At 67.9% G+C, this 26,918-nt stretch carries 25 protein-coding genes; 9 read left to right on the forward strand and 16 right to left on the reverse strand.

The annotated features are described in order from the left end of the window. Nucleotides 1-13 precede the first annotated feature (13 nt). The 4 genes from J2W23_RS14405 (at nt 14) to J2W23_RS14420 (ending at nt 4,354) form a co-directional block, all read left to right on the forward strand. On the forward strand, nt 14-1,087 hold the full coding sequence (locus J2W23_RS14405) for an ABC transporter ATP-binding protein (protein ID WP_176661576.1): 1,074 nt from the start codon (nt 14-16) through the stop codon (nt 1,085-1,087). Between the two features lie 44 nt (nt 1,088-1,131). Beyond that, complete coding sequence (locus tag J2W23_RS14410; RefSeq protein ID WP_176661575.1) at nt 1,132-2,460, forward strand: ABC transporter substrate-binding protein; 1,329 nt, start codon at nt 1,132-1,134, stop codon at nt 2,458-2,460. A gap of 34 nt (nt 2,461-2,494) precedes the next feature. Then, complete coding sequence (locus J2W23_RS14415) at nt 2,495-3,403, forward strand: carbohydrate ABC transporter permease (protein ID WP_307649210.1); 909 nt, start codon at nt 2,495-2,497, stop codon at nt 3,401-3,403. Nucleotides 3,404-3,478: 75 nt separating this feature from the next. Then, entirely contained in the window at nt 3,479-4,354 is an 876-nt protein-coding gene (locus J2W23_RS14420) for a carbohydrate ABC transporter permease (RefSeq protein ID WP_013543745.1), read from the forward strand. Nucleotides 4,355-4,468: 114 nt separating this feature from the next. Here J2W23_RS14420 and J2W23_RS14425 read toward each other — a convergent pair whose 3' ends face one another. The 5 genes from J2W23_RS14425 to glyQ are packed head-to-tail and all read right to left on the reverse strand — an operon-like array spanning nt 4,469 to nt 9,882. Next, nucleotides 4,469-5,446 (reverse strand): M48 family metallopeptidase, encoded by a 978-nt coding sequence (locus tag J2W23_RS14425; RefSeq protein WP_307649211.1) that lies wholly within the window; start codon nt 5,444-5,446, stop codon nt 4,469-4,471. 26 nt (nt 5,447-5,472) lie between these two features. Beyond that, on the reverse strand, nt 5,473-6,207 hold the full coding sequence (locus J2W23_RS14430) for a lysophospholipid acyltransferase family protein (protein ID WP_176661573.1): 735 nt from the start codon (nt 6,205-6,207) through the stop codon (nt 5,473-5,475). Next, nucleotides 6,207-6,785 carry a D-glycero-beta-D-manno-heptose 1,7-bisphosphate 7-phosphatase gene (gene gmhB, locus J2W23_RS14435; protein ID WP_307649212.1) on the reverse strand — a complete coding sequence of 193 codons (579 nt, stop codon included), beginning with the start codon at nt 6,783-6,785 and terminating at the stop codon, nt 6,207-6,209. Before gmhB ends, J2W23_RS14430 begins: the two co-directional genes overlap by 1 nt. Nucleotides 6,786-6,819: 34 nt before the next feature. Then, a complete protein-coding gene (glyS, locus tag J2W23_RS14440) occupies nt 6,820-8,955 on the reverse strand; it encodes a glycine--tRNA ligase subunit beta (RefSeq protein ID WP_307649238.1) in 2,136 nt (711 codons plus the stop codon). 18 nt (nt 8,956-8,973) lie between these two features. Continuing rightward, entirely contained in the window at nt 8,974-9,882 is a 909-nt protein-coding gene (gene glyQ, locus J2W23_RS14445) for a glycine--tRNA ligase subunit alpha (RefSeq protein WP_176661569.1), read from the reverse strand. 213 nt (nt 9,883-10,095) lie between these two features. Here glyQ and J2W23_RS14450 point away from each other — a divergent pair, with 213 nt between their 5' ends. From J2W23_RS14450 to J2W23_RS14460, 3 genes are read left to right on the forward strand one after another with little or no spacing between them, the layout of a single operon-like run. Further along, nucleotides 10,096-11,064, forward strand: coding sequence for a diacylglycerol/lipid kinase family protein (locus tag J2W23_RS14450; RefSeq protein ID WP_176661568.1), 969 nt, complete (start codon nt 10,096-10,098; stop codon nt 11,062-11,064). Next, the gene (locus J2W23_RS14455) at nt 11,061-11,888 is read left to right on the forward strand and encodes a metallophosphoesterase family protein (protein ID WP_307649213.1); all 828 of its coding nucleotides are present in this window, start codon (nt 11,061-11,063) and stop codon (nt 11,886-11,888) included. The genes J2W23_RS14450 and J2W23_RS14455 overlap by 4 nt, the downstream gene beginning before the upstream one ends. A gap of 11 nt (nt 11,889-11,899) precedes the next feature. Further along, the gene (locus J2W23_RS14460; protein ID WP_307649214.1) at nt 11,900-12,733 is read left to right on the forward strand and encodes a phosphatase PAP2 family protein; all 834 of its coding nucleotides are present in this window, start codon (nt 11,900-11,902) and stop codon (nt 12,731-12,733) included. Between the two features lie 114 nt (nt 12,734-12,847). Here J2W23_RS14460 and J2W23_RS14465 read toward each other — a convergent pair whose 3' ends face one another. Continuing rightward, nucleotides 12,848-13,918, reverse strand: coding sequence for an asparaginase (locus tag J2W23_RS14465; RefSeq protein ID WP_176661565.1), 1,071 nt, complete (start codon nt 13,916-13,918; stop codon nt 12,848-12,850). Nucleotides 13,919-14,103: 185 nt separating this feature from the next. Between J2W23_RS14465 and J2W23_RS14470 the strand changes: the two genes are divergently transcribed. Continuing rightward, complete coding sequence (locus J2W23_RS14470) at nt 14,104-14,790, forward strand: TetR family transcriptional regulator C-terminal domain-containing protein (RefSeq protein WP_176661564.1); 687 nt, start codon at nt 14,104-14,106, stop codon at nt 14,788-14,790. On the opposite strand, the gene J2W23_RS14475 is transcribed toward J2W23_RS14470, so the two are convergent. Further along, the gene (locus J2W23_RS14475; protein ID WP_176661563.1) at nt 14,771-15,718 is read right to left on the reverse strand and encodes a LysR family transcriptional regulator; all 948 of its coding nucleotides are present in this window, start codon (nt 15,716-15,718) and stop codon (nt 14,771-14,773) included. The two genes, J2W23_RS14470 and J2W23_RS14475, sit on opposite strands and share 20 nt — an antisense overlap. A gap of 113 nt (nt 15,719-15,831) precedes the next feature. On the opposite strand from J2W23_RS14475, the gene J2W23_RS14480 reads away from it, so the two are divergent. After that, nucleotides 15,832-17,058, forward strand: a complete 1,227-nt coding sequence (locus tag J2W23_RS14480; RefSeq protein WP_307649215.1) for an MFS transporter — start codon at nt 15,832-15,834, stop codon at nt 17,056-17,058. Nucleotides 17,059-17,077: 19 nt separating this feature from the next. Here the strand turns inward: J2W23_RS14480 and J2W23_RS14485 are convergent, their stop codons facing one another. The 9 genes from J2W23_RS14485 to J2W23_RS14525 form a co-directional block, all read right to left on the reverse strand. Next, the gene (locus J2W23_RS14485) at nt 17,078-18,859 is read right to left on the reverse strand and encodes a tannase/feruloyl esterase family alpha/beta hydrolase (protein WP_307649216.1); all 1,782 of its coding nucleotides are present in this window, start codon (nt 18,857-18,859) and stop codon (nt 17,078-17,080) included. Between the two features lie 171 nt (nt 18,860-19,030). Beyond that, the gene (locus tag J2W23_RS14490; RefSeq protein ID WP_307649217.1) at nt 19,031-19,936 is read right to left on the reverse strand and encodes an SDR family NAD(P)-dependent oxidoreductase; all 906 of its coding nucleotides are present in this window, start codon (nt 19,934-19,936) and stop codon (nt 19,031-19,033) included. Between the two features lie 43 nt (nt 19,937-19,979). Continuing rightward, nucleotides 19,980-20,927 carry a 3-keto-5-aminohexanoate cleavage protein gene (locus J2W23_RS14495; RefSeq protein ID WP_307649218.1) on the reverse strand — a complete coding sequence of 316 codons (948 nt, stop codon included), beginning with the start codon at nt 20,925-20,927 and terminating at the stop codon, nt 19,980-19,982. 40 nt (nt 20,928-20,967) lie between these two features. Next, nucleotides 20,968-21,690 (reverse strand): ABC transporter ATP-binding protein, encoded by a 723-nt coding sequence (locus tag J2W23_RS14500; RefSeq protein WP_307649219.1) that lies wholly within the window; start codon nt 21,688-21,690, stop codon nt 20,968-20,970. Beyond that, a complete protein-coding gene (locus tag J2W23_RS14505; protein ID WP_307649220.1) occupies nt 21,687-22,442 on the reverse strand; it encodes an ABC transporter ATP-binding protein in 756 nt (251 codons plus the stop codon). The genes J2W23_RS14500 and J2W23_RS14505 overlap by 4 nt, the downstream gene beginning before the upstream one ends. After that, nucleotides 22,439-23,683 (reverse strand): branched-chain amino acid ABC transporter permease, encoded by a 1,245-nt coding sequence (locus J2W23_RS14510; RefSeq protein ID WP_307649221.1) that lies wholly within the window; start codon nt 23,681-23,683, stop codon nt 22,439-22,441. Before J2W23_RS14510 ends, J2W23_RS14505 begins: the two co-directional genes overlap by 4 nt. A gap of 4 nt (nt 23,684-23,687) precedes the next feature. Beyond that, nucleotides 23,688-24,629 carry a branched-chain amino acid ABC transporter permease gene (locus tag J2W23_RS14515; RefSeq protein WP_307649222.1) on the reverse strand — a complete coding sequence of 314 codons (942 nt, stop codon included), beginning with the start codon at nt 24,627-24,629 and terminating at the stop codon, nt 23,688-23,690. 86 nt (nt 24,630-24,715) lie between these two features. After that, nucleotides 24,716-25,969: a branched-chain amino acid ABC transporter substrate-binding protein gene (locus J2W23_RS14520; protein WP_176661554.1), complete on the reverse strand. Its 1,254-nt coding sequence runs from the start codon at nt 25,967-25,969 to the stop codon at nt 24,716-24,718. Nucleotides 25,970-26,030: 61 nt separating this feature from the next. Beyond that, nucleotides 26,031-26,822, reverse strand: a complete 792-nt coding sequence (locus tag J2W23_RS14525; RefSeq protein ID WP_176661553.1) for an SDR family oxidoreductase — start codon at nt 26,820-26,822, stop codon at nt 26,031-26,033. Nucleotides 26,823-26,918: the final 96 nt, after the last annotated feature.

Genomic DNA, 26,918 nt, shown 5'->3' on the forward strand with positions numbered 1-26,918 from the left:
CAGGACTCCTTGCATGGCCAGTGTCACGATTCAGGCGGTCAAGAAGCGATTCGGCGAGGTCGCCATCCTTCACGGGGTGGACATCGACATTGCCGACGGTTCGTTCACGGTGCTGGTGGGCCCCTCGGGCTGCGGCAAGTCGACCTTGCTGCGCATGATCGCGGGGCTGGAGGAGATTCACGGCGGCGAGATCCGCATCGGCGAACGCCGCGTGAACGACCTGCCACCCAAGGAACGCGACATCGCGATGGTGTTCCAGAACTACGCGCTCTATCCGCACATGACGGTGCGCGACAACATGGCTTTCGCCCTCTCGCTCGCGAAGATGGACAAGGCCACCATCGACACCAAGGTGCAGCGCGCGGCCGAGATCCTTGCGCTTGCGCCGCTGCTGGAGCGCTATCCGCGCCAGCTCTCGGGCGGCCAGCGGCAGCGCGTGGCGATGGGGCGCGCGATCGTGCGCGATCCGCAGGTTTTTCTTTTCGACGAACCGCTGTCCAACCTCGATGCCAAGCTGCGCGTGGCGATGCGCAGCGAGATCAAGGAACTGCACCAGCGCCTGAAGACCACCTCCATCTACGTCACCCACGACCAGATCGAAGCCATGACCATGGGCGACAAGATCGTGGTGATGCGCGACGGCCGCATCGAGCAGACCGGCAGCCCGCTGGAGCTGTACGACCACCCGGCCAACCAGTTCGTCGCGGGCTTCATCGGCTCCCCGGCCATGAACTTCTTGCCCGGTACGCTGCGGCGCGCGGGCGGTGCGGCGCATGTCGAACTGCCTGACGGCACGCGGCTCGATGCCCCCATTCATGCAGGCGGCACCGACGGCCAGCCCGTGGTGTACGGCACGCGCCCCGAGCACCTGACGCTCGGCGACAGCGGCGGCATTCCGTCGCGCGTGGTGGTGATGGAGCCGACCGGCATGGACACCTTCGTCGCGTGTCGCCACGAAGGCGCCGAGCTCTCGGCCGTGTTCCGCGAGCGCTACGACTTCGCGCCGGGCAGCACGATCCATCTCTTGCCCGACCTGGCGCGCGCGCACCTGTTCGATGCCGCTACCGGCTTGCGCCTGGTCGCCTGATTTCTTGGGTTCACACCGGTCCGTTTACAACGAAGGAGACAGCCATGAGTGATTTCAATCGCCGCAAGTTTCTCGAGGGTTCGGCCGGCGTTGCCGCTGCCGCGACTGTCGGCACGGGCAGCGCCCTGTTCGCACCGTTCGCGCAAGCCCAGAACCTGACGTTCAAGCCCGAGAAGGGCGCCAAGCTGCGCGTGCTGCGATGGAGCCGCTTCGTGCAGGGCGACATCGATGCCTACATGGCCAACGTCAAGAAGTTCACCGAGGCCACGGGCGTCGAAGTGCGCGTGGACAACGAAGGCTGGGAAGACGTGCGCCCGAAGGCCGCGGTGGCCGCCAACACCGGCGCAGGCCCCGACATCATCCTGTCGACCAACGACGACGCCAACCTCTATCCCGACAAGCTGCTCGACGTGACGGACCTCGCCGAATACCTCGGCAAGAAATACGGCGGCTGGTACCCGGCCGGCGAAGCCTTCATGCGCCCCGACGGCAAGAAGTGGCTGGGCCTGCCGCTGGGCGCCTCGGGTTCGCTCATCGTGTACCGCGAGAGCATGGTCAAGGCCGCGGGCTTCGCGACCTTCCCCAAGACCACCGACGACTTCCTGAAGCTCTACAAGGCGCTGAAGGAAAAGGGCACGCCCGGCGGCATGGCGCTGGGCAACGCGACCGGCGACAGCACCTGGTGCAACTGGCTCATCTGGTCGCACGGCGGCAAGCTGGTCGACAAGAGCAACAAGGTGGTGATCGACAGCCCCGAGACGCTGAAGGCGCTGGAGTACGGCAAGGAGCTCTACGCCAACTTCATTCCGGGCACGCTCTCGTGGCTGGACCCGAACAACAACAAGGCCTTCCTCGACGGGCAGATCAGCGTCACCAACAACGGCATCTCGATCTACTACGCGGCCAAGAATTCGGCCGATCCCAAGGTCAAGGAAATGGCCGCGGACATCAACCACGCGGTGTTCCCCATCGGCCCGGTCGGCGTGCCGACGGAGTCGCACCTGTTCTTCAACCAGATGGTCATGAAGTACACGAAATTCCCGCAGGCGGCCAAGGAGTTCCTGCGCTTCATGATGGAGAAGGAACAGTTCGATCCGTGGCTGCAGGGCGGCGGCGGCTACGTGGCGCAGCCCCTGCGCTTCTACGAGAACAGCGCGATCTGGAGCTCCGATCCGAAGAACCTGCCCTACCGCGACTCGGTGAAGAACCTGCGCCCGGCCGGCTATGACGGCAAGCTGGGCTACGCGTCGGCGGGCGCCGCAGCGGACTTCATCATTCCGAACATGGTGGCCGAGGCCGCGAGCGGGTCGAAGACGCCGAAGGAAGCGGCCGAGCGCGCGCAGAAGCGTGCCGAGCGCTACTACAAGGTCTGATCTTCTTTTCAACTCCACCTGAAGCAGCCCGCCCATGACGCTCCTTGCCCGGTTCCAGAACAGCCGCAACGCACTTGGCCTGGCGTTCATGTTTCCGGCGGCGGTGCTGCTGCTCCTGTTCCTGACCTACCCGCTCGGCCTGGGCACCTACCTCGGCTTCACCGATGCCAAGGTGGGCCGCTCGGGCCAGTGGATCGGGCTGGAGAACTACGAGTACCTGTGGGGCGACGCCGTGACGCGGCTCGCCCTCTTCAACACGCTCTTCTACACAACGGTGGCGAGCGTGTTCAAGTTCTTCCTGGGGCTGTGGCTCGCGATCCTCCTGAACCGGAACATCCGCTTCAAGACCTTCTTCCGCGCGGTGATCCTGCTGCCGTACATCGTGCCGACGGCGCTCTCGGCCATCGCGTTCTGGTGGATCTACGACTCGCAGTTCTCCATCATCAGCTGGGCGCTGATGAAGATGGGGCTCATCGACCAGTACATCGACTTCCTCGGCTCCGAGTGGAACGCACGCATCGCGGTGATCATCGCGAACGTGTGGCGCGGCGTGCCTTTCGTGGCGATCACGCTGCTGGCAGGGCTGCAGACGATCTCGCCCTCCTACTACGAAGCCTCCGCCATCGACGGCGCGACGCCGTGGCAGCAGTTCCGCCACGTCACGATGCCGCTGCTCACGCCGATCATCGCGGTGGTCATGACCTTCTCGGTGCTGTTCACCTTCACCGACTTCCAGCTGATCTACGTCATCACGCGCGGCGGCCCGCTGAACGCCACGCACCTGATGGCCACGCTGTCGTTCCAGCGCGCCATTTCGGGCGGTGCGCTCGGCGAAGGCGCGGCCATCGCGATCGCGATGGTGCCGTTCCTGCTGGCGTGCGTGATGTTCAGTTTCTTCGGCCTGCAGCGGCGTGCGTGGCAGCAGGGTGGTTCGGACAAATGAGGAAATTCCAATGAGCGTCGCGCCGGGCCGCCCCAAGCAAGCTCGCACCGCAGTGCGAAGCACGGAGGTTTTCAAATGAGCAACGCCGGCCAGGTCGACACCGTCGGCATGAGCTACCTCGACACGATCCCGCGCAAGGCGGTGACCGTGTACCTGCCGCTCGTGGTCTTCCTCATCGTGCTGCTGTTCCCGTTCTACTGGATGGCCATCACCTCGGTGAAGCCCGATGCCGAGCTGCTCTCGCGCGAAGGCAATCCGTTCTGGGTGATCAACCCGACGCTCTCGCATTTCTACAAGCTGCTGTTCGAGACCTCGTACCCGCAGTGGCTCTGGAACACGGTGCTGGTGTCGGTGGTGTCGACCTTCGTGTCGCTCGCGGCCTCGGTGTTCGCGGCCTACGCCATCGAGCGGCTGCGCTTCAAGGGATCGAAGCATGTGGGCCTCTCGATCTTTCTCGCGTACATGGTGCCGCCGTCGATCCTGTTCATTCCGCTCGCGAACGTGGTGTTCAACCTCGGCCTCTTCGACACGCGCTGGGCGCTGATCCTCACCTACCCGACCTTCCTCATTCCCTTCTGCACCTGGCTGCTGATGGGCTACTTCCGCTCGATCCCGGCCGAGCTGGAAGAATGCGCGCTCATCGACGGCGCGAGCCGCTGGCAGATCCTCGTGAAGATCGTGCTGCCGCTCGCGGTGCCGGGGCTCATCTCGGCGGGCATCTTCGCGTTCACGCTGTCGTGGAACGAGTTCATCTACGCGCTCACCTTCATCTCGTCGTCGGAGGTGAAGACGCTGCCGGTCGGCGTGGTGACCGAGCTGGTGCAGGGCGACGTGTACCAGTGGGGACCGCTCATGGCCGGCGCGCTGCTGGGCTCGCTGCCGGTGGCGTTCATCTACTCGTTCTTCGTCGAGTACTACGTGTCGGGGATGACCGGGTCGGTCAAGGAATAGCGCGAAGCCCATACGGGTTCGCAATCGAAGCGAGAACAAGGCGCGAAGCCGCAGACAGTGCTGACGCACGGCAAGGCGAAGCAACGCGGTTATCGCTTCGATTGCGAGCCCGTGTCAGTTCCAGCGCGGAACGGCTTCGTCCTTGAGCTGCTGGCGCAGCACGTCGTAGTCGGGCACCACGCTCTCCACGGTTTCCCAGAAGCGGTGCGAGTGGTCCATCACGCGCAGGTGGGCCAGCTCGTGCGCCACCACGTAGTCGATCACGGGCAGGCGAAAGTGAATGAGCCGCCAGTTCAGGCGAATCGATCCGTCCGCGCTCGCACTGCCCCAGCGCGTGGCCGCGTTCGACAGCGACAGCTTCTGCCAGCGCACGCCCAGCAGCGGCGCGAAATGATCGAGCCGCTCGATGAAGAGCTTGCGCGCCTGCCGCATGAGCCACGCCTGCGCGGCATCGCGGATCTGCGAGGGTTCGGCGTTCTGCGCGACGGCCAGCCGCAGGATGCGCGGGCCGCCTGCAGCTTCAGCGTCATCGAGCGTGCCGCCGACGCTTGCAAAACCGTGCTTCGGATCGAGCCGGATCACCACCGGCTCGCCCATGAACGGGAATTCGGCGCCGTCCTTCCACTCGATGCGCGTGGCTTCGACGCGCGCGTGGCGCTGCTGTGTTTCCTGGAGCTTGCGCAGGATCCAGTCGGCCTTTTCGCGCACCGCGGCATCGACATCGCGCAGCGCGACCCAGCGCGGCGCACGCACCGACAGCCCTTCGGCGCCGACCAGGAACCCGATGGTCTTGCGCTTGCCGCGCTTGAATTCGTAGGCCACGCGCGCCGAGCCCAGCACGAGTTCGCGCGTGGCCTGCGGATGGATGAAGCTCGCGAGCGCCAGCGTGTCGCGCAGCGGGATCGCCGGCAGCGCAGGCCCCGTGTTCCGGACTTCTTCGGGCACTACCTGCGGCTCGAAAGGCAACGGTGTCGCAACGGGCGGCGCGGCCTTGCGAACCTTCTTCGGCCGCGGCGCGGGTGGCTCGGGCTGTGCGAATTCGCTGCCCAGCCCCTCGAACAGGTCCATCGTGAACTGCAGCAGCCCCTGCATCTGGCGTCCTCTGTGCCTTCCAGCTTCTAGCGGTACGCCTCGGGATCGAGCCGGCGCATTTCCGATTCGATCCACGTCTCGACTTCGCGCATCAGCTCGTCGGGCTTGCGGCCCACGCTGGAGATCGCCGGCCCGATCGACACATCGACCACGCCCGGCCGCTTGATGAACGCCTTGCGCGGCCAGACCTTGGCCGAGGTGACCGCAATCGGAATCACCGGCACGCCGGTCTCGCAGGCCAGGCGCGTGCCGCCGCTCTTGTAGGTGCCCTTCTGTCCGCGCGGAATGCGCGTGCCTTCGGGGAACATGATGATCCAGATGCCCTGCGCGAGGAGCTTGCGCCCCTGGTTCACCACCTTGTTGAAGGCCTGCGCGCGCTGGCTGCGGTCGATGTGGATCATGTCCAGCCGCGCCATCGCCCAGCCGAAGAAGGGCACGTAGATCAGTTCCTTCTTGAACACGTAGGCCAGCGGATGCGGCATCAGCGTGGGCATGAGGAAGGTCTCGAGCGTGGACTGGTGCTTGACCAGGAGGATCGCGCCGGCGAGCTTGTCGGTCGGCAGGTTTTCCATGCCGGTCACGCGCGTCTTGATGCCCAGCAGCACGCGCGCGCCGCCGATGGCCCAGCTGAGCCATCGCTCGGCCATCCAGTAGAGCGGAATGCCGCGCTTCCAGATCGAACTGACGCACATGATGATGCCCCACGGCACCACGGTGACAAGCATCCAGAGTGCGTGGACAACGGAACGGAGAAACGCCATCAGACAGCCACCTGCAGTGCAGCCCGCGCTTCGCGCGCGAGCAGGAAATCGACAAAGGCGGCGAGGTTCTCGTGAACCATCGTGTTCGCCGGATATTCGGAAGGCAGCGGATCGACGCCGATGCAGGCCGCGCCCATGCCCGTGAGCAGGAGGTGCGGCTCGCAGCCGGCGGCCGCGCCCGCCTGCAGGTCGCGCAGGCTGTCGCCCGCGGTCGGCACGCCCTTGAGGTCGATGCCGTAGCGGTCGCCGATCTGCAGGAAGAGGCCCGGCTTGGGCTTGCGGCAGTCGCAGCCCTCGTCGGGGCTGTGCGGGCAATAGAACACCGCATCGATCTTGCCGCCCACCGCCGCGAGCATCTTGTGCATCTTGGCGTGCATGGCATTGAGCGAAGCCATGTCGAAGAGGCCCCGGCCGAGGCCCGACTGGTTCGATGCGACCACCACGTGCCAGCCCGCATGGTTCAGGCGCGCCACCGCCTCCAGCGCACCGGGCAGCGGCGTCCACTCGATATCGCTCTTGACGAAGTCTTCGCGGTGCACGTTGATCGTGCCGTTGCGGTCGAGGATGACGAGTTTCATGGCAATGCCGCCGGTGGAGGAGTCGTCGAGGGAATCAGACGGCCAGCCGTTCGAGCTGCGCCACGCGGTTCATCGCGGCGTGCAGCGACATCAGAAGGCCCAGCCGGTTGAGCCGCAGATCGGCCTGCTCGGCGTTGACCATCACGCCGTCGAAGAACGCATCGACCGGCTCGCGCAGCGCGGCCAGCGTCTGCAGCGAGGCGGTGTAGTCGCCCGCTTCGAATTGCGCATTGGCGGCGGGCACGACCTCGGCCATCGCGGCGTGCAGCGCCTTCTCGGCGGGCTCCTGCAGCAGCAGCTCGCTGACGTGCGCGTCGGCTTCGGGCGCCTTCTTCAGGATGTTGCCGATGCGCTTGTTGGCAGCGGCCAGCGCGGCGGCAGCGGGCAGTGCGGCAAAAGCGCGCACGGCGGCCAGCAGCTTGGGCACTTCGCCCAGGCGCTGCGGCAGCGGGGCCAGCACGGCGTCGACTTCCTGCGCGCTCGCGCCCTGCTCGCGCAGGCTGCCGGCGAGGCGGTCGAGGATGAAATCGCGCAGCTCGACCGTGGCCTTGCCGCTGTCGAAGCCGGCGATGTCCTTGAACTGCGCGGCGGCGTCCTGCAGCAGGGCGTCGAGCCCCAGCGCAAGGTCTTTCTCGATCAGCATGCGGATCACGCCCAGCGCATGACGGCGCAGCGCGAACGGGTCGCGGTCGCCGGTGGGCAGGTTGCCGATGCCGAACATGCCGACCAGCGTCTCGAGCTTGTCGGCCAGCGCGACCACGAGGCCCACGCCGTTGCGCGGCAACTCGTCGCCGGCGAAGCGCGGCTTGTAGTGGTCTTCGATGGCGTCGGCCACCGCGGCATCGAGGCCGTCGTGCAGCGCGTAGTAGCGGCCCATCGTGCCCTGCAGCTCGGGGAACTCGCCGACCATGTCGGTCACGAGGTCGGCCTTGGCCAGTTGCGCGGCTTGCGTGGCCTGTGCGGCGACCTTTGCGTCGCCCAGCTTCTCGGCAATGCCGCGCGCGATGTGCATCACACGTTGCACGCGTTCGCCCTGCGTGCCGAGCTTGTTGTGATAGACCACCTTGCCCAGCGATTCGACGCGCGAGGCCAGCGACTTCTTGCGGTCCTGGTCGAAGAAGAACTTGGCGTCGGCCAGGCGCGGGCGCACGACGCGCTCATTGCCTTCGATGACCGCGCTCGCGTCGTCGGGGCTGATGTTGCTGACGACCAGGAACTTGTTGGTGAGCTTGCTGGATGCGTCGAGCAGCGGAAAGTACTTCTGGTTGGCCTTCATCGTGAGGATGAGGCATTCCTGCGGCACTTCGAGGAATTCGCGCTCGAAGCTGCAGACCAGCACGTTCGGGCGCTCGACCAGCGCGGTCACTTCGTCGAGCAGCGCGTCGTCGTGGATCGGCACCGAGCCGCCACCGACCTTGACCGCCGCCGCCGCGAGCTGGCGCGCGATCTCGGCGCGGCGTGCCTCGAAGCTCGCGATGACGGCGCCATCGTCCTGCAGCTGCAGCGCGTAGCTGTTGGCATCGCGCAGCACCACCGGATCGACCGCGGCCTCGAAGCGGTGACCATGGGTTTCACGGCCGGCCTTCAGGCCCAGCGCCTCGATGGGCACCACGGTGTCGCCGTGCAGCGCCACGAGGCCGTGCGCCGGGCGCACGAAGCTCACGCTGCTCCAGCCCGGTAGCTCGCAGCCGCTTTCGAGCTGGTAGCTCATCACCTTGGGAATCGGCAGCTTGGCGATGGCTTCGGCCAGCGCCTTCTGCAGGCCCTCGGCCAGCGTCGCGCCCTTGGCGGTGCTTTCGTAGAAGAGCGCTTCGGCCTTGCCGTCCATTGCGCGCTTCAAGCCCGGCACGGCCGAGGCGTCGGCGCCGAGCGCGCCCAGGCGCTTGAGCAGCGCGGGCGTCGGCTGGCCCGAGGCATCCAGCCCCACGGCCACGGGCATGAGCTTTTGCGACACGGCCTTGTCGGCGGCCTGTTCGGCCACATGCGTGAGGTGCGCAGCCAGGCGACGCGGCGAGGCATACGGCGTGAGCACCGAGCCGGCTTCGGCCAGGCCTTGCGCCACGAGCTGGTCGCGCAGCACGCCCGCGAAGGCATCGCCGAGCTTCTTCAGAGCCTTGGGCGGCAGTTCTTCGACAAACAGTTCGACCAGCAGGGAGTTCTTGTTGTTCATGGGAGTCGTCGTCATCGCTCAGGCGGCTTTCTTCGGGGGCATCTGCGCGACCCATTCGCGCGGCGCCATCGGGAAGCCGAGGCGCTCGCGGCTGTCGTAGTAGCTCTGCGCCACGCTGCGCGCGAGGTTGCGGATGCGGCCGATGTAGGCCGCGCGCTCGGTCACGCTGATCGCGCCCCGCGCATCGAGCAGGTTGAAGCTGTGCGCAGCCTTCAGCACCTGCTCGTAGGCCGGCAGCGCGAGCTGCTCGGTCATGAGGTGCTTGGCCTGCTTTTCATGCGCCGCGAAGGCGGTGAAAAGGAATTCGGCATCGCTGTGCTCGAAGTTGTAGGTCGACTGCTCGACCTCGTTCTGCTTGTAGACGTCGCCGTAGCTCAGGCCATCGGTCCATGTGAGGTTGTAGACGTTGTCCACGCCCTGCAGGTACATGGCCAGGCGTTCCAGGCCGTAGGTGATTTCGCCGGTGATCGGCTTGCAGTCGATGCCGCCGACCTGCTGGAAGTAGGTGAACTGGGTCACCTCCATGCCGTTGAGCCAGACTTCCCAGCCCAGGCCCCAGGCGCCGAGCGTGGGGTTCTCCCAGTCGTCTTCGACGAAGCGGATGTCGTTCTTCTTCAGGTCGAAGCCCAGGGCCTCCAGGCTGCCGAGGTAGAGCTCCAGGATGTTGCTGGGCGCCGGCTTCAGCACGACCTGGTACTGGTAGTAGTGCTGCAGGCGGTTGGGGTTCTCGCCGTAGCGGCCGTCCTTGGGGCGGCGGCTGGGCTGCACGTAGGCGGCCTTCCAGGGTTCGGGGCCGAGGGCCCGAAGGAAGGTGGCGGTGTGCGAGGTGCCCGCGCCGACCTCCATGTCGTACGGCTGCAGCAGCGCGCAACCCTGGTCGGCCCAGTACGACTGCAATTTGAGAATGATTTGCTGGAAGGTCAACATGAAGCTGGCCGGCGTGGACCGGACATTGGACGGTAGCGCGGCGATGCGCCGCGAAAGCGGACGATTTTACGGGCGTAGGGCAACTCTCCCACAGCCGGGCGGGATGCCGGCCGCTCCCGCCGCCCGGCCAGGCATGCGACAACCACCGGCCGGCCGCACGCGGCAGCCCCCCACACGGCCCTTCCGGGCCCGTCTTTCTCCATTCCCACAGACATGCAACCGCCCCACATCGGTCCGAACGCCCCGTTCTTCATCGTTCTCAATGCCGGCTCCGGCAGCGAAAGCGCCGTCGAGGCCCGCCAGGTCATCGAGGAAGGCTTTGCCGCGGCCGGCCGCAGGCACCGCATCTTCCTGGTCGATGGCCCGGGCCGGGTGCAGGCGCTGGCGCGTGAAGCTGTCGAACGCGCCCGCGCCGTGGGCGGGGTGGTGGTGGCCGCGGGCGGCGACGGCACCATCAACGCGGTGGCGCAGGCCACGCTCGGGAGCGGCTGCGCCTTCGGCGTGCTGCCGCAGGGCACCTTCAATTACTTCAGCCGCACCCATGGCATTCCGCGCGACACGGCCGAGGCGCTGCAGGTGCTGCTGACCGAGCAGCCGCGGGCCGCGCAGGTGGGGCTGGTCAACGACCGGGTGTTTCTCGTGAACGCCAGCATGGGCCTGTACGCCGAATTGCTGGAAGAGCGCGAAACCTACAAGGCGCGCTATGGCCGCAGCCGCTGGATCGCGTTCTTCGCGGGCCTCCTGACGGTGATGCGTGGCCGCCACCGGCACTGGAATCTGCGCATGGCCTGGCGCGGGCAGGAAAAGGACATCCGCACGCCGACCCTCTTCGTGGGCAACAACCCGTTGCAGCTGCTGCAGGTCGGCATCGAGCATGCCGCTGCGCCCGAGCAGGGGCAGCTCGCGGCCATCGCGCTCAAGCCGGTCGGGGTGCTCGCAATGCCGGGGCTGCTGGTGCGTGGCGCGCTCGGCAAGCTGGGCAACGCCGACCAGGTGCTGAGCTTCCCCTTCGAATCGATGACGGTGAAGGCCGGCCGCCTGCGTGCGCCGCGCCGCGTGAAAGTGGCGACGGACGGCGAGATCGCGTGGACCGACATGCCGCTCCTCTTTCGCGTGTCGCCCGAGCCGCTGTGGCTGGTGCGGCCCGATGTTGCGCCCGAGCTGGAGGCGGCCAAGCAATGAGCACCTGCCTGCTGCAGATCTCCGACCCGCATTTCGGCACCGAGCAGCCGGAGGTGCTGCGAGCGCTCGAGCGGTTCGCGGAGGCGCTGGCGCCGCAGGTGGTGGTGATGTCGGGCGACATCACCCAGCGCGCCACGCGCGTGCAGTTCGCGGCGGCACGCGCCTTCCTCGAGCGTCTGGCGGCACCCGCGAAGCTCGTCATTCCGGGCAACCACGACATCCCGCTGTTTCAACTCGCCGCACGCTGCTTCTCGCCCTACGGCCGGTACATGGAGGCCTTCGGCGACGACCTGGAGCCGGTGTTCGAATCGGAAGATTGGCTTGTGGTCACCGTGAACACGACGCGCTGGTACCGGCATGCGGACGGCGTGGTGTCGCCCGCGCAGGTCGAGCGGGTGGCGGCGCGCCTCGCGGCCGCATCGCCCTCGCAGCTGCGCGTGGTGGTGACGCACCAGCCGGTGATGGTCACGCGGCAGGAAGACCTGTCGAACCGGCTGCATGGGCGCGAGCGGGCCGTGGCGCGCTGGTCCGAGGCGGGCGTCGACCTGATTCTGGGCGGGCACATCCACCTGCCCTACGTGCGTTCGCTGCACGACGCGTTCTCGGGCTGCAAGCGCACCGCGTTCGCGGTGCAGGCGGGCACGGCGGTGTCGTCCCGGGTGCGGGCGGGCTTTCCGAATTCGGTGAACGTGGTGCGCCTGGCCATGGCCGGCGACGCGCGCGCGTGCCGCATCGAGCGCTGGGACTACGCGGCCGCTGGCAAAGCCTTCGAGTGCGCCAAAGTATTCCCGCTTTCGCTTGCCAGCGGCACGGCGCGCCCTTAGGGTCCTGCCGCATGCCATTGGAAGCTTCCCCCCTCACTCCCCTTCTTGTTCTTCTTGCCCAGCAACTCGGCGCCCATGCGCTCGGCTGGTTTCTCTCGATCTGGATTGCGTCGGTGCTCGGCGCCGGCGTCGTCTGCTGGATGCTGCAGCGCCGCCACTTCAAGGCGCTCGATGCCGAAGAGCCCAGCGAACCGCGCATCGCGCTCGGGCTCGCGGCGGGTTTCCTGCTGATCCTGGCTGCGGCGAGCGTGTTCGCCTGGATCGCCTCGAACCTCTCGGACGGCCATTCGATGGGCCAGGCCGACCAGGCGCTGGCCGATGCCATCGGCGCCCACGTGCCGTGGACGGCCCTCGTCGCATTCAGCTGGCTCACCCACCTGGGCGATTTCGCCTTTCTCGCGCCCGTGTGCCTGGTCGTCGCCGCGGTGCTGTGGCGCCATGCGCACCGGGGCCTCGCGCTCGGCTGGGTGATGGCGCTCGGCGGCATCGTGGTGCTGAACCCCGCGCTCAAGCACATCTTCGAGCGGGCCCGGCCGGTGCATGACCATGGGCTGGCATTCGAGACGAGCTACAGCTTCCCGAGCGGACACAGCGCGGGTGCGATCGTGAGTTACGGAATGCTGCTGTACTTGGCGCTGCGCACGCTGCCGGCGCGCTGGCATGTGCCGGCGGCCATGGCGGCCGTGGGCGCCATCCTGACCATCGCGTGCAGCCGCATCTTTTTGCAGGTGCACTTTGCGAGCGATGTGGTGGCCGGCCTCCTGACCGGCTTCGCCTGGCTGCTCGTGTGCGTGAGCAGCCTGGAGTACGCGCGGCACCGCAAAGGGCGGCGCGCGCTGGCCTGAGTCTCGCCTCGGGCGTCTTTGCCAGAAACACCGCGGAACCGGCTTTGCCGGGCCGCAGGTGTTGCCCCCGGAAGGGGGTGGGAGGCTACGCGAAGCGAGCAAGCCTGGGGGAGATCAATACTCCCAGAAGATGCGCTGCAGTTCTTTGGTGTTGCTGGTCTTGGTCAAGGCCACCATCGCCAGGATGCGCGCCTTCTGCGGGCGCAGGTCGTGCGCCACCACCCAGTCGTACTTGTCGTCGGGCTGCTCGGCGTTGCGGATCACGAAGCCGTCGGGCACGCGCGAGCTGCGGATCACGATCACGCCATCGGTGCGCGCCTTCTGCAGGTTCGGAACGATGCGGTCGGCCACCGAGCCGTTGCCCGTGCCGCCGTGAATCAGGGCCTTGGCGCCGCTCTTGGCGATGGCGTCGATGGCCACCGACGACACGCCTTCGTAACCCATCGCGATTTCGACTGGCGGCAGTGCGTTGATGCTGTCGATGTCGAATTCGGAATTCATGGTGTGGCGCTTGACCGGCGCGCGGAACCAGTAGTTCTTGCCCTCGACGATCATGCCCAGCGGGCCCCATTGGCTGGAGAACGCGCTGGTCTTGATGTTGACGTTCTTGCTCACGTCGCGGCCGCTGTCGATGTTGTCGCCCATCGTCACCAGCACGCCCTTGCCTACCGCGTCCTTGCTGCCCGCCACGTTGACCGCGTCGTACAGGTTGAGCGCGCCGTCGGCCGAGAGGGCCGTGCCCGGACGCATCGAGCCGACCACGACGATCGGCTTGTTGGTGTGCACGGTCAGCGTGAGGAAGTAGGCGGTTTCTTCCAGCGTGTCGGTGCCGTGGGTGATGACGATGCCGTCCACGTCCGACTGCTTGGACAGCGCCGAGACGCGCTTGGCCAGGGTCAGCAGGTTGTCGTTGGTGAGGCTTTCCGATGCGACCTGGAACACCTGCTCGCCGCGCACGTTGGCGACCTTGGAGAGCTCGGGCAGGCCGGCGATCAGCTTCTCGACGCCGACCTTGGCGGCTGCGTAAGTGGCGCTGTTGACGGCCGAGGCGCCGGCACCGGCGATGGTGCCGCCGGTGGCGAGGATGACCACGTTCGGCAGCGCCTGCTGGGCCTGCGCAATGGCGCTGGCGGCAAGCAGGGCGGCGCCCGCGGCGAAGGCCCTGAAACGGGGGGAAAGGTACATGGAAGACTCCTTGGTCTGAGGTGAATTTCTGGAAGCGGCGAGGAAGATACATGAACCGTGCCCGCATGCGCTGCACGGCCATGCCGGCACTGCATGCGGCCATGCCTTCTGGCGAGGCGTGCGGCCATGCGCCAAGGATTACCATCGGCCGGGCGCCCCCGCCGCCCTCTCCCAGCTGATCCAGCATGACCTCCGACACCGCCGCCCTGCCCCCCTCCACCGCCCAGGAAATGCCCGCCCCCGAGGGCCCGCTGTCGCGCGCGCGGCCGGGGCGCGAGCGCATCATGGCCGCCATCCGCACCGCGGCGGTGGCCGAGTTCAGCCTGCACGGCCTCAAGGGCACGTCGACCCAGGCCATCGCGGCCCGCGCCGGCCTCACCAAGCCCCAACTGCACTACTACATCGCCGGCAAGGAAGAACTCTACGAAGAACTGCTGATGCAGGTGCTGCACGCGTGGAAGGTGGTGTTCTCGTTCGAGGACGCGAGCGACCCGGCCACGGTGCTGGGCGACTACATCCGCAAGAAACTCGACCACGCCATCGACAGCCCCGAGATGTCGCGCATCTTCACCCGCGAGATCCTCGACGGCGGGCGCAACCTGGACCGCTACTGGCCCAACGCCCGGGCCTGGACGCAGAAGAAGGTGGACATCATCAACGGCTGGATCGCGCGCGGGCAGATGCGCCCGCTCGATGCGCGCATCCTCCTCATGCACATCTGGGCCATGACCCAGAGCTACGCCGACTACGCGATCCAGACGCGCGTGATGCTCGGCCTGCCGCCCGATGCGCCCATCGACCGCGAGCCCATCGCGCGCGAACTGGTGGCCTTCGTGCTGGGCGGCTGCGGCATCAGGACGACGACGCCCTGACCTCCCAGGCGCGGCCGGTCGGGTCGGCCATGGCCAGGCGCACCATCTCGATGAAGCGGCGCAGCCGCGCCGGCTGGAAGCGCGCGGGCGAATAGGTCAGGTACACGGGCAGCGGCGCCGCATGCCATTGCGGCACCAGTTGCACCAGCCGGCCGGCGGCGATGTCGTCGTTCATGAGCCAGGCCGAGCCGATGCAGGCACCCAGCCCCATGCCCGCCGCGCTGTGCAGCGCATAGAGGCTGTCGGTGCTCATGCGCGGGCGGATCGGCACCCGCGCGAGCTCGCCGCTCGGCCGGTGGGTGAGCTGCACCTCGTTGCGATAGAAGGTGCGCAGCGCGAGCCATGGCAGCTCGGCCAGCTCCGAGGCGTGCGTGGGCGGCTTGCGTCCTTCCAGCACCGACGGTGCGGCGACCACCACGCGCGGCACTTCCGAGAGTTTGATGGCCACGGCCATGGTGTCGGTCACCTCGCCGACCTGGATCGCGCAATCGACGCCCTCGGCGATGAAGTCGGGGCGGCGGTCGTGCAACAGCCATTCGACGGACACCCGCGGATAGGCGCGCAGGTAATCGGCCAGCGGCCCGACCAGCAGCAACTGCCCCAGCGCGTGCGGCGCCACCACGCGCAGCGTGCCCTCGGGCTCGTCGCCCACGCCGCGCAGGTCGGCCTCGAAGGCGCGCCAGTTGGCGATCAGCTCCTTGGCGCGCTCGTAGCAGCGCTCGCCGTCCTCGGTGAGCTTCATGGCATGCGTAGAGCGGCGCAGCAACCGCACGCCCAGCGAGCGCTCCAGCGCCTGCAGCCGGCGGCTCACGGTGGGCTGCGTCGCGCCCATGCGCAGCGCGGCGGCCGAGAGGCTGCCGGCTTCGACGATGTGGACGAAGGTCTGCATCAGCTCGATGCGGTCGGCGGCGGGGGGTGAATTGGGCATTTTTTCGCTCTTTATGCGCATCTCGTATAGACATTGTGCGACCCGCAGGGCTACCAAGCCACCTCCAAGAGGAGCACATTCCACTCCTAGCCAGAAAACCAAGGGTTATCACCATGTCTTCCATTCAAACAATGCATGCCCCCGCAGGCGCCGCCCCGGACGGCCATGCGCTGCCGGCCTCGCTGGTCCTGCTGCTGGCCACCGGCGCGGGCCTGTCGGTGGCGTCGCTCTACTACGCGCAGCCGATGCTGGGCGTGCTGGGCGCCGACATCGGGGCCTCCGCCCGCGCGGTCGGCTTCATTCCCACGCTGACGCAACTGGGGTATGCGCTCGGCATCCTGCTGCTGGCGCCGCTGGGCGACCGTTTCGACCGGCGCCGCATCGTGCTGATCAAGGCAGCCGCCCTGTGCGCCGCGCTGCTGGTGGCCGGTGCCGCGCCGTCGATCGGCGTGCTGCTCGCGGCCAGCCTCGCCATTGGCCTCGCGGCCACGATGGCGCAGGACATCGTGCCCGCCGCCGCCACGCTGGCACCCGAAGCCTCGCGCGGCAAGACCGTCGGCACGGTGATGACCGGGCTGCTGCTGGGCATCCTGCTGTCGCGCGTGGTGAGCGGCTTCGTCGCCGAGCATTTCGGCTGGCGCGCGATGTTCATTGCGGCGGCGGCCAGCATCGCGCTCATCGGTGCGGCCGCCTGGCGCGGGCTGCCGCGCTTCCGGCCGACCACGCACCTGGCCTACGGCGCGCTGCTCGGTTCGCTGGGCACGCTGTGGTCGCGCCATGGCGCGCTGCGCCGCGCCGCATTGGCACAGGCGCTGCTGGCGGTGGGCTTCAGCGCGTTCTGGTCGACGCTGGCGGTGATGCTGCACGGTGCGCCCTTCCACCTCGGCAGTGCCGCTGCCGGCGCCTTCGGGCTGGCTGGCGCGGCGGGTGCGCTCGCGGCGCCGCTGGCCGGGCGCCTGGCCGACCGGCGCGGGCCGCAGCTGGTGACGCGCCTGGGCGCCGGGCTGGCCGTGGTGTCGTTCGCCGCGATGGGCCTCGCGCCGTTGATGACGCCGCATGGCCAGCTCTGGCTGCTGGCGCTGGCGGCCGTCGGTTTCGACCTCGGCCTGCAGGCCACGCTGATCGCGCACCAGACCATCGTCTACGGCATCGAGCCCGGCGCGCGCAGCCGGCTGAATGCGGTGCTGTTCACCAGCATGTTCATCGGCATGGCGGCGGGCTCGGCGCTGGGTGCACTGGCACTCGCGCAGTGGGGCTGGGCCGGCGTGACCGGGCTCGCGACCGGCACGGCGGCGGCGGCACTGGCCATGCGGCTGCTGCCCGCGCCCCGCAAGCCCTGAGCCGGCCCGCGTCGACGCCTCAGTCGGCGCAGCGGAAGGACGCCGCGAGGTTCAGGTCGCCGGCGCCCTTGTACTGCGGCCACTTCGGGTAGTCGCACAGCGGCCGGGTGCGGCCGGGCACGCCCGCCGTGTCGGTCGTCACCTGCCCCGTAGGGGCGGTGCCCTTCTCGGCCCATTGCTCCAGCGCGGTGAGTGAATCCCAGGTCGCATTGAAGACGCTGCTCACCGCATGGCCGAGGCCCGCGACCTCGTAGTAGCGAACGAAGGAATCGACCTCCGCGAGCCCCAGCCGCGATTGCAGGCGCTGGTAGTACTGCTCGGTGGCGCGCGTGCTCACCAGCACGTCGGCCAGGCCGTGGGCCAGCAGCAGCTTGCCGCCGCGCGCCTTGAACGCGGAGATGTCGGTGCTGACGTCCAGTTGCGTGCTCAGCGCGCCGATGCGGTTGGCCCAGGGGCCCGCGTTTTCCGGGTCGAGCGAGAGCGAGTCGTAGAGCGGATCGCGCGTCACCGAATACTTGATCCACTGGTCGGTGAGCACGCTGATGTAGGGCGCGCTCGCCGGCATCGGGCGCCCCGGCTGCGAGGTGCCGAACGCCAGGAACGTCACCACCGGCTCCAGCGGCGAGGGCCAGGTGGTGATGCCCAGGTCGGCGCCCCACACGTTGTAGCCCGGGTACTGCGTCTCCCCGCTCGCGAGCAGGTAGTTGAAGTTGGTTGGCGTGTCGATCGTCTTCAGTGCCGCGATCTGCGCATCCGACAGGCAGGTGTTGCCGGTGTCGCCGCCGCCCGGGCAGCGCAGGGGAACGCCGGCCAGCGTGGCCGTCGACGGGTCGAAGCGCGCGTTGCAGAGGTTCTGGTTGCTGATGAGGCCGTCGGTGGCGCCGTCGAGCGCATCGCACGCCTCCATCGCGGCCTTGTAGAGCACCTCGCGCTTCGGCACGTTGGGATAGGCGCCCGGCTGCGCGAGCGCGCGGCTCATGCGATGCCCGGCCAGGAGCGCCGACGCATCGTTCCACGCGGGATACCACGCGATCGCGCCGTCCCAGTCCGCGGGCCAGCGCTGGATCGCGGTCAGCGCTTCGCGCCCGCCGGTCGAGCCGCCGGCGAAATACGCCTTCACCGGGCTTGCGGCGTAGCGCGCCTTCACCAGCGACAGCGCCACGTCGTGCACCTTCTTGAGCACGTCGCCGCCGAAGTTGCGCACGGCCTCGTCGTTCAGGCCGAAGGAGCCGTCCTGCGAACCGAGCGCATTGGCCTGGTGGCCCGAGTCGCTCGCGAAGGTGGCGTAGCCGCGGCCGAGCGGCGTGGGCTGGTCGACGGGACCGTTGGGCACATTGCTCTTGACGCTCGGGATGGTGCCGTTGAACCCACCGCCGCCGAACATGACGACCTTCTGGTTCCAGCGCGTGGGCAGCGCCAGTCGGAACAGGATGTCGGGTGCGGTGACGTCGACCGGCGCGATCTTGCCCGCGACCTCGCAGTACTCGGGCACGGCCGCCGCACCGCTGCCGCTCGCGGCCACCGTCTTGACGGAGGTGACGGTGGCGCCGGAGGTCGGCAGGCCGATGGCCGATGCGGGGACGGTCATGCCCTGCAGTTGGTCGCAGGTGAGCGCGACAGGCTGCGAAGGCGGTGGCGGGGAGGCCGGTGGCGGCGACGCGGGCGGTGGCGCGGCAGGGGGCAGGGTAACGAACGGGAAGCCGCCGCCGCCATTGCCGCCACCGCCGCAGCCGGCCAACATGGCCGTCGCCGCGAGGCACGCCGCGGCCACCAGGGCCAGGTCTCGATTGCTGGATTTCATGGGTCTGTCTCCGATGTCCTTGTAGGTTGCTTGCGCGGCCTTCTTTCGAGGCCCGGCAAAGTCTCGCGCGGGGCCCCGATGAATCCAATGTGCGAACCCGACACCGGCGGGGCGAATCCGATGTGGTGCCCCCATGCCGTGAAAACCCTTGCCGCGCAGTGCGCGCTCGTCTTATGCGCCGGGCAGTGCCATCTCGATGCCGGCCTTCGACAGTTCGAGTTGGTACTGCTCGAACCCCGTGCCGGGCACGCGCTCGTCCTGGCGGTCCAGGATTTCTTCCATGCGCGAACGGACCTGCGCCACCGGGTCTTCCGCGTCGCCGATGAAGATGCCCTGCGTCATCGTGACGTTCGCGCTCTCGAAGCTGCCGGCGCCCGCAAGAAGGATGGTGCGCGTCGGCGCGTCCTCGCCGACCAGCGCCACGAGCCCCGGGCTCACGTTGTCCGGCGCGAGCCGGGCCAGCGCCTCGGGCGGCAGCACGCCTTCGGTCATGGCCGTCGCCGCCGTCGGTGCGAGGCAGTTCACGCGGATGTCCTGCTTCGCGCCTTCGAGCGCCAGCGTCTGCATGAGGCCCACGAGCGCCATCTTCGCGGCGCTGTAGTTCGACTGGCCGAAGTTGCCGTAGAGGCCCGACGAAGAGGTCGTCATCACGATGCGCCCGTACCGGCGCTCGCGCATGTGCTCCCACACCGCTTTCACGCAGTGGACGGTGCCCATCAGGTGCACGTCCATCACGCGCCGGAAATCGTCGAGCGACATCTTCGAGAAGGTCTTGTCGCGCAGCACGCCCGCGTTGTTGACCAGGATGTCGATGCGGCCCCATTCGCCGATGGCGCGCGCGGCCATCTGCTCCATCTGCGCGAAATCGGTGACGTCGCCGCCGTCCGCGATGGCCAGGCCCCCGGCCCGCACGATCTCGTCGGCCACCGCCCGCCCCGGCGAGCCTTCGTGCCGGCCCGCCACATCGTTGACCACGACGCGGGCGCCGTGCCGGGCGAGCGCCATCGCATGCGCCTTGCCCAGGCCGCTGCCGGCCCCCGTGACGATGGCCACGCGGCCGTCCAAGAACTTCTTCATTGCTACTCCTGATTGATGTGAATGGCTTGTTTCGCGCGGGCGCTCAGAACGCGACCGCGTCGCGGCCCTTCAAGCCCAGCATCGCGCGCGCCTCGTCGGGCGTGGCGATCTCGAGCGAGAGCTCTTCCAGAATCCGGCGGATCTTGCGCACCTGCTCGGCGCAGGACTTCGCGAGCTGGCCCTTGGCCAGGTAGAGGCTGTCTTCCAGGCCGACGCGCACATTGCCGCCCATCACCGCGCCCATAGTCAAAAGCGGCATCTGGTGGCGGCCCGCGCCAAGGATCGAGAAGCGGTAGCCGTTGCGGCCGAAGAGCCGGTCGGCGGTGGTGCGCATCACCACGAGGTTTTCCGGGTCCGGCCCGAGGCCGCCCAGGATGCCGTAGATGCTCTGGATGAAGAGCGGCCCCTTGATGAGGCCTTCGTCCACGAAGTGCGCGAGGTTGTAGAGGTGGCCGACGTCATAGCACTCGAACTCGAAACGCGTGCCGCAGTCTTCGCCCAGCACCTTCAGGATGTGCTTGATGTCGCGGAAGGTGTTGCGAAAGATCAGGTCCTCCATGCCTTCGACGTACGGCTTCTCCCATTCGTGCTTCCACTCGGCGATGCGCCGCGCCGCCGGATGGATCGAGAAGTTCATCGAGCCCATGTTCAGCGAGCACATCTCGGGCTTGGCCTGCAGCGGATAGGCCAGGCGCTCCTCGAGCGTCATGCGCGTGCTGCCGCCGGTGGTGATGTTGATGACCGCATCGGTGGCGTCGCGGATGCGCGGCACGAAGGCATCGAAGATCTTCGGATCGGCCGAGGGCCGGCCGTCCTTCGGGTCGCGCGCATGCAGGTGCAGGATGGCGGCGCCCGCCTCCGCGGCCTCGATCGATTGCTCGGCGATCTGGTCGGGCGTGAGCGCCAGGTGCTCGGACATCGTCGGCGTGTGGACGGAGCCGGTGACCGCGCAGGAAATGATGACCTTGTCTTGGGGAGTTGTCGTTGCCATGTCGGGATTCGCAGCGGTGAATGGAAAGAAAAGAGAGGCGTCAGACCGCGAGCCACTCGGCCACGAGCTTCTCGTTGGTCGTCAGTTCCTGCGGCGTGCCCTCGAAGACGATGCGCCCGTGCCCCATCACGCACACCCGCGTGGAGACCTTCAGCGCAATGGCCAGCTTCTGCTCGACCAGCACGACCGAGACGCCCTTGCGGTGCATGTCGCGGATGCATTCGGCGACCTGCGCGACGATCTTGGGCGCAAGGCCCTCGGTGGGTTCGTCGACCAGCAGCACCAGCGGATTGCCCAGCAGCGAGCGGCACATCGTGAGCATCTGCTGCTCGCCGCCGGACATGCTGCCGGCCTTGGTGTTGCGGCGTTCCTTGAGGCGCGGGAAGTAGTCGAACATCTCCTCGATGCGCCAGCGGTGCGCGCCGGGCACCGGCGTCTGCTCGCCCATGCGCAGGTTCTCGTCGACCGTGAGGTTGGCGAACACCTCGCGCTCTTCGGGCACGTAGCCGATGCCGGCGCGGCAGATGGCGTAGGGCCTTGCGCCCGCGAGTTCGCGGCCCTGAAGCCGGATGTGGCCGGAAGTCGGCGCGACCAGCCCCATGACCGCCTTCATCGTGGTTGAGCGGCCGGAGCCGTTGCGTCCGAGCAGGCTGACGACTTCGTTGCGCGCGACCTGCAGGTTCACGCCATGCAGGATGTGGCTCTTGCCGTAGTGGGCGTGCAGGTCCTCGACCTGCAGCAGGGTTTCGGTTGCGGCGCTCATGCGGCCACCTCCTCGCCCAGATAGGCTTCCTTCACGCTCGCGTTGGCGCGGATCTCGTCGGGCGTGCCGGTCGCGATCACCTGGCCGTAGACCAGCACGCTGATGCGGTCGCTGAGCGAGAACACCACGTCCATGTCGTGCTCCACCAGCATCAGCGCCCGCCCCTTGGTCACTTCGAGGATCAGTTCGGCGGTGTAGTGCGTTTCCTCGTTCGACATGCCCGCCATCGGTTCGTCCAGCAAGATCACCTTCGGGTCGGAGGCGAGCGTCATCGCGATCTCGAGCGAGCGCTGTTCGGAGTACGCCATCTCGCCGGCGATGGCGCCTGCCCGGCTCGTCAGCCGCACCAGCTCCAGCAACCGGCAGGTCTCTTCGCGGACGCGCCGGTCGCTGTCGATGAATTTCCAGAACGCGTACGCGAGACCGTGCGGACGCATCACAGCAAGCCGGATGTTCTCGAAGACGGTGAGTTTCGGAAAGATGTTGGTGATCTGGAACGAGCGCGCAAGGCCCAGCCGGTTGATCGCCTGCGGCGTTCGGCCGCCGATGGAATGCCCGTCGAAACGGACCGTGCCGGCGCTCGGCGCGAGATGCCCCGAGATGAGATGGAAGAGCGTGGACTTGCCCGCGCCGTTGGGGCCGATGAGCGCATGCCTCTCGGTGCCGAGCAGGTCGAGGTCCACGCCCCGCATGATTTCCGTCGGGCCGAAAGACTTGCGCAGCCCGCGGATGCTGAGGATCGGATCGTTCATGCGGCACCTCCCGCGCGCTCGGTGGCCTGCTTGAGTTGTCGCTGCCCGATCCACGCGAGCAAGGCGCCCGCGCCGATGAGCGCCACCGGCACCGCCCACGTCGCCACCGCCGTGGGCGACCAGGCGCGGGCAAGCAGCGTGACCGGCGGCCAGGCACCGCCCGCGGCGAGCTTGGCCATCGCGCGGTAGTCCTGCGAGAAGATGCGCTGCAGCATCTCGACCGCGAATGCACCGCCCATGCTCAGCAGCACCGCGGCGGCGATCGACAGCAGCAAGAGCGGCATCAGGCGCGCGATGCCGATGCGCTGGCGCAGCTGGCCTGCCATGCCGATGAGGCCGGCGAGCCCCGAGGGCATGAACATCATCACGAGCACGAATAGGATGCCCTGGTAGAGCAGCCACGACTGGGTGAGGTCGGAGACGGCATAGCCGAAGAAGGTCATGAGCGCCGCGCCGAATGCGGGGCCGAGGAACACCTTCACGCCGCCGATGTAGGTGTTGAGCACGACGGCGGCCGAGAGCGCCGGATCGAACACCACGTAGTTCGCCGATTCGTTGGACACCACCTGCAGGCCGCCCGCGATGCCCGAGAACATCGCCGAGATCGCGAACACCCCCATGCCCAGGCCGTGCACGTTGTAGCCGAGGAAGCGCAGCCGGTGGCTGTTTTCGCGCAGGCCGTAGGCGAGCCGCCCCATGGGCGTGCGCGTGAAGAGGTACAACAGCCCGACCGACAGCAGCACCCAGCAGAGCGTCAGGTAGTACACCTGCGTGGTCGATCCGAAATCCAGCCCCCATGCCGGCATGCGCATGGTGGACACGCCGGCCTCGCCGCCGAAGAGGCCCTTGAGGTGCGGCGCGAGCGAGTGCACCAGCTCGGCGATGGCGAGCGTGATCATCGCGAAGTAGGTGCCGGTGCGCTTCGTTGCGAACCAGCCCGCGATGCCGCCGAAGACCAGGCCGCAGGCGGCGCCCGCGAGCGGCATCAAGGGCGTGGGCAGGAGCCCCGCGCCGCCGATGGCGTTCATCGCATGCACCGTGCCGAACGCACCGACGCCGAAGTAGGCCGCATGCCCGAACGACAGCATGCCGGCCTGGCCGCACAGCAGGTTGTAGGCGCTCGCGAACAGCGCGGCGATGAGCATCTGGATGGCCGCGTTCAGCAGCCCCTGCGACAGCAGGAACGGCAGCGCGGCGAGCGCGGCGACGCCCGCGAGGACGAGGAGAAGGGCCGTCTTCATCGCATCACGCCTTCTCGCCCATCAGGCCGCTGGGCCGAACGAGCAGGATCAGCAGCATCAGCGCGAACGGAATGGTCGCGGACAGGCTGGAGATCTTCAGCGTCATCAGGCCGCCAACGCTCGTGGCCCACTCGCCAGCGCCGAAGAGCGCGAACAGATCGGCAAGGCTCCGGTCCACGCCGACGGCCAGCGAAGTGACCACGCCGATCAGCAGCGAGGCCAGCATCGCGCCGCCGAGCGAGCCCAGCCCGCCGACCACGACCACCACGAACACCATCACGCCGAGTTCGAGCGCCATGTTGGGGTTGGTCGTGTAGAACGCGCCGGCCACCGCGCCCGCGAGGCCCGCGAGCGCCGCGCCCACCCCGAAGACGCCCATGAACACCAGCGGCACGTTGTGGCCCAGCGCCTCCGCCATGCGCGGCTTGTAGATGGCCGAGCGCACCACGATGCCCACGCGCGTGCGCGTCAGCAGCAGGTAGATGACCACGAACATCGCGATGGCCACGCCGCCCATCAGGAGGCGGTACACCGGGTACTGCGAGCCGCCGACGGTGAAGGCCGACACATCGAGCGCCGCGGGAACGCGGTAGTCGACCGGGAAGTTGCCGAAGAAGAGCTTGATCGACTCGGCCACGATGAACGAGAGGCCGAAGGTCAGCAGCAGCTCGTGCGCATGGCCGTGGTGGTGCACCCGCCGAAGGAAGAAGCGCTCGACCACCACGCCCACCAGCCCCACGAGCACCGGCGAGACGACCAGCGCGAGCCAGAAGCCGATCGCGCCCTGCAGCGTGTACGCGAAGTACGCCCCGAGCATGTAGAACGAGGCGTGCGCGAAATTGAGCACGCCCATCATTCCGAAGATGAGCGTGAGCCCGGCGGACACCATGAACAGCAGCAAGCCGTAGATGACGCCGTTCATGAGGGAAACGATGATCTGGTCCATAGGTTTTCTCGGGGGCAGCCGAAGCTGCGCCGGCCGGGGCGCCTTCGCTCCGCCGGCCCGGTGAAAGTTCAGGGAATGCGCGGGGCTCAGCCGGGCCGCTTCATCGCGCAGCTGGCCTGTGCGGGCGTCGAGGCTTCCTGCGCGGTGAAGCGCTTGACCGGCTTGAAGCCCATGTCGGTGTCGTCGACCTTGAACTTCGCATCCTTGGTGACGGTGGACACCACCATCGGCAGCTGCGCCTGGTGGTCCGCGGCGCGCATGCTCATCTCGCCCATCGGCGTCTTGATGGTGGTGGCCTCCAGCGCCTTCGCGAAGGCATTCACGTTGAGCGCGCCGCCTTCGGGCTTGGTGCGCTTCAATGCGTCGGCCACCATGGCCATGCCGAAGACGGTTTGCGGTTCGATGAACACCGGCACGTGGCCGGTCTTGGCCTTGTAGTCGTTGACGAATCGCTCGCCTTCGGCGCCGCCCGCTTCCGGGTTGAAGGTCTGCACGACGAAATGTCCGACCGCCAGATCGCCGGCGTTGGCGAGGTTGCCCGGCTGGTCGAGGTAGACCGTGCCGAAGCGTGCCTTGAGGCCCGCCGACTTCGAGGCCTTCATCAGGAGCAGCAGGTCGTTGGACCAGTTGCCGGTGAGCACCGAGTCGGCCTTCGACGCGGCGATCTTCGCGACGTAGGGCGCGAAGTCCTGCACCTTGTTGACGTCGTGCAGCGTCTTCTCGACCACCTGGTAGCCGCCCGCCGCCGCGTTGTCGGCGATGGCCTTCTCCATGTCCTGGCCCCAGGAGTAGTTCTGGTTGATCGAGTAGACCTTGGTGCCCAGCGCATTGGCCTGCTTCATCGCGCTCACGAGCGCCTTGGTGCGCACCTGCGGATCGCCGCCGAAGCGGAAGTGATGGAAATTGCACTTCTCGCCCGTGAGCTCCAGCGCTTCGGCGCCGACGTTCAGGTAGACCATTTCCTTGCCGGGATTGCGCAGGTTGTACTTGCGCACGTCCTCGGTGATCTGCCCGCCGATGGCCGACGAGGCGCCCTGCACGATCAGCTGCACGCCGTCCGCTGCCGCCGCCTTGAGCTTGTCGGCCGCGCCTGCGGGCCCGCCCTGGTTGTCGTACTCCAGAAGCTGCACCGGTTCGCCGTTCCAGCCGCCCGCGGCGTTGATCTGGTCGATGGCGTAGCGAACGGCCGCGCGGTAGGCCTGTCCCGACGAGGCCTGCGGACCCGAGAGTGTTTCGAGCACGCCGATCTTGACCGGCGCGGCCGATGCGGTCGAGGCGGCGCCGCAGAGAAGGCCCACCGCGGGAACGAGGGCGAAGGCGAGTGCGTTGAACTTGTGCATTGATGTCTCCATGCTTTTTATGAAAAGGAAATCGAAAGGCGATGCAGCGGCCACGCCGGGGTCAGAGGTATTCCATGTTCCCGTCGACGCTGATCGCCTGGCCGGTCACGTTGCGCGCCGCAGGCGAAGAGAGAAAGAGCGCCATCGCCGCCACGTCGTCCAGCGTGACCATGCGGCGCAGCGAGATCTTCTGCAGGTACTGCGCGCGCATCGCCTCCACCGACACGCCCGCGGTCGCCGCGCGCGCACCGATCACGCTGTTCATGCGCTCGCCTTCCACTGTGCCCGGAAGGATGGCGTTGACGCGCACGCCGTGCGGGCCGAGCTCGATCGCCAGCGATTTCATGAGGCCGACGATGGCCCACTTGGTGGCGGCATACGGCGTGCGGAACGCATAGCCGAGCCGGCCAGCGACCGAGCTCATCGCGATGAGGCACGGGTTCTGCGCGGACTGCCGGAGCAAGGGCACGGCGCGCTGGGCGAAATAGAACTGGCTGTTGAGGTTCACGTCGACCGTGCGTTCCCAGTCGCCGCGGCTCAGGTCCTGGATCGCGCCGGTCGGCCCGGCGATGCCGACGTTGCTCACCAGCACGTCCAGGCCGCCGAGCGCGCCCTGCACGTCGTCGAAGACGAGGTCGACGTCGTCGGGCACCGAGGCATCCGCCATGCTCGAGGTGATCTCCGGCGCCTCGACGGCCAGGCGGTCGAGGGCGCCGCGATCGATGTCGCACACATGCACGCGCGCGCCGGTTTCGCGGAAGGCGCGGGCAACGGCCGCGCCGATGCCCGAGCCGCCCGCGGTGACCAGCACGCGCAGGCCGGGCGCGGGCCGCAGTGAATCGATGATGCTCATGGGATGTGTGGTGATGTCTCTTGTGAACGGTTCGGCACGGCAAGTGTCCGGATGCCGCTCGCCGAAACCTATGTGCGGCAAACACACATCCGAAGC

The sequence above is a fragment of the Variovorax boronicumulans genome, from assembly GCF_030812215.1.
GTDB classification, from domain to species: domain Bacteria; phylum Pseudomonadota; class Gammaproteobacteria; order Burkholderiales; family Burkholderiaceae_C; genus Variovorax; species Variovorax boronicumulans_C.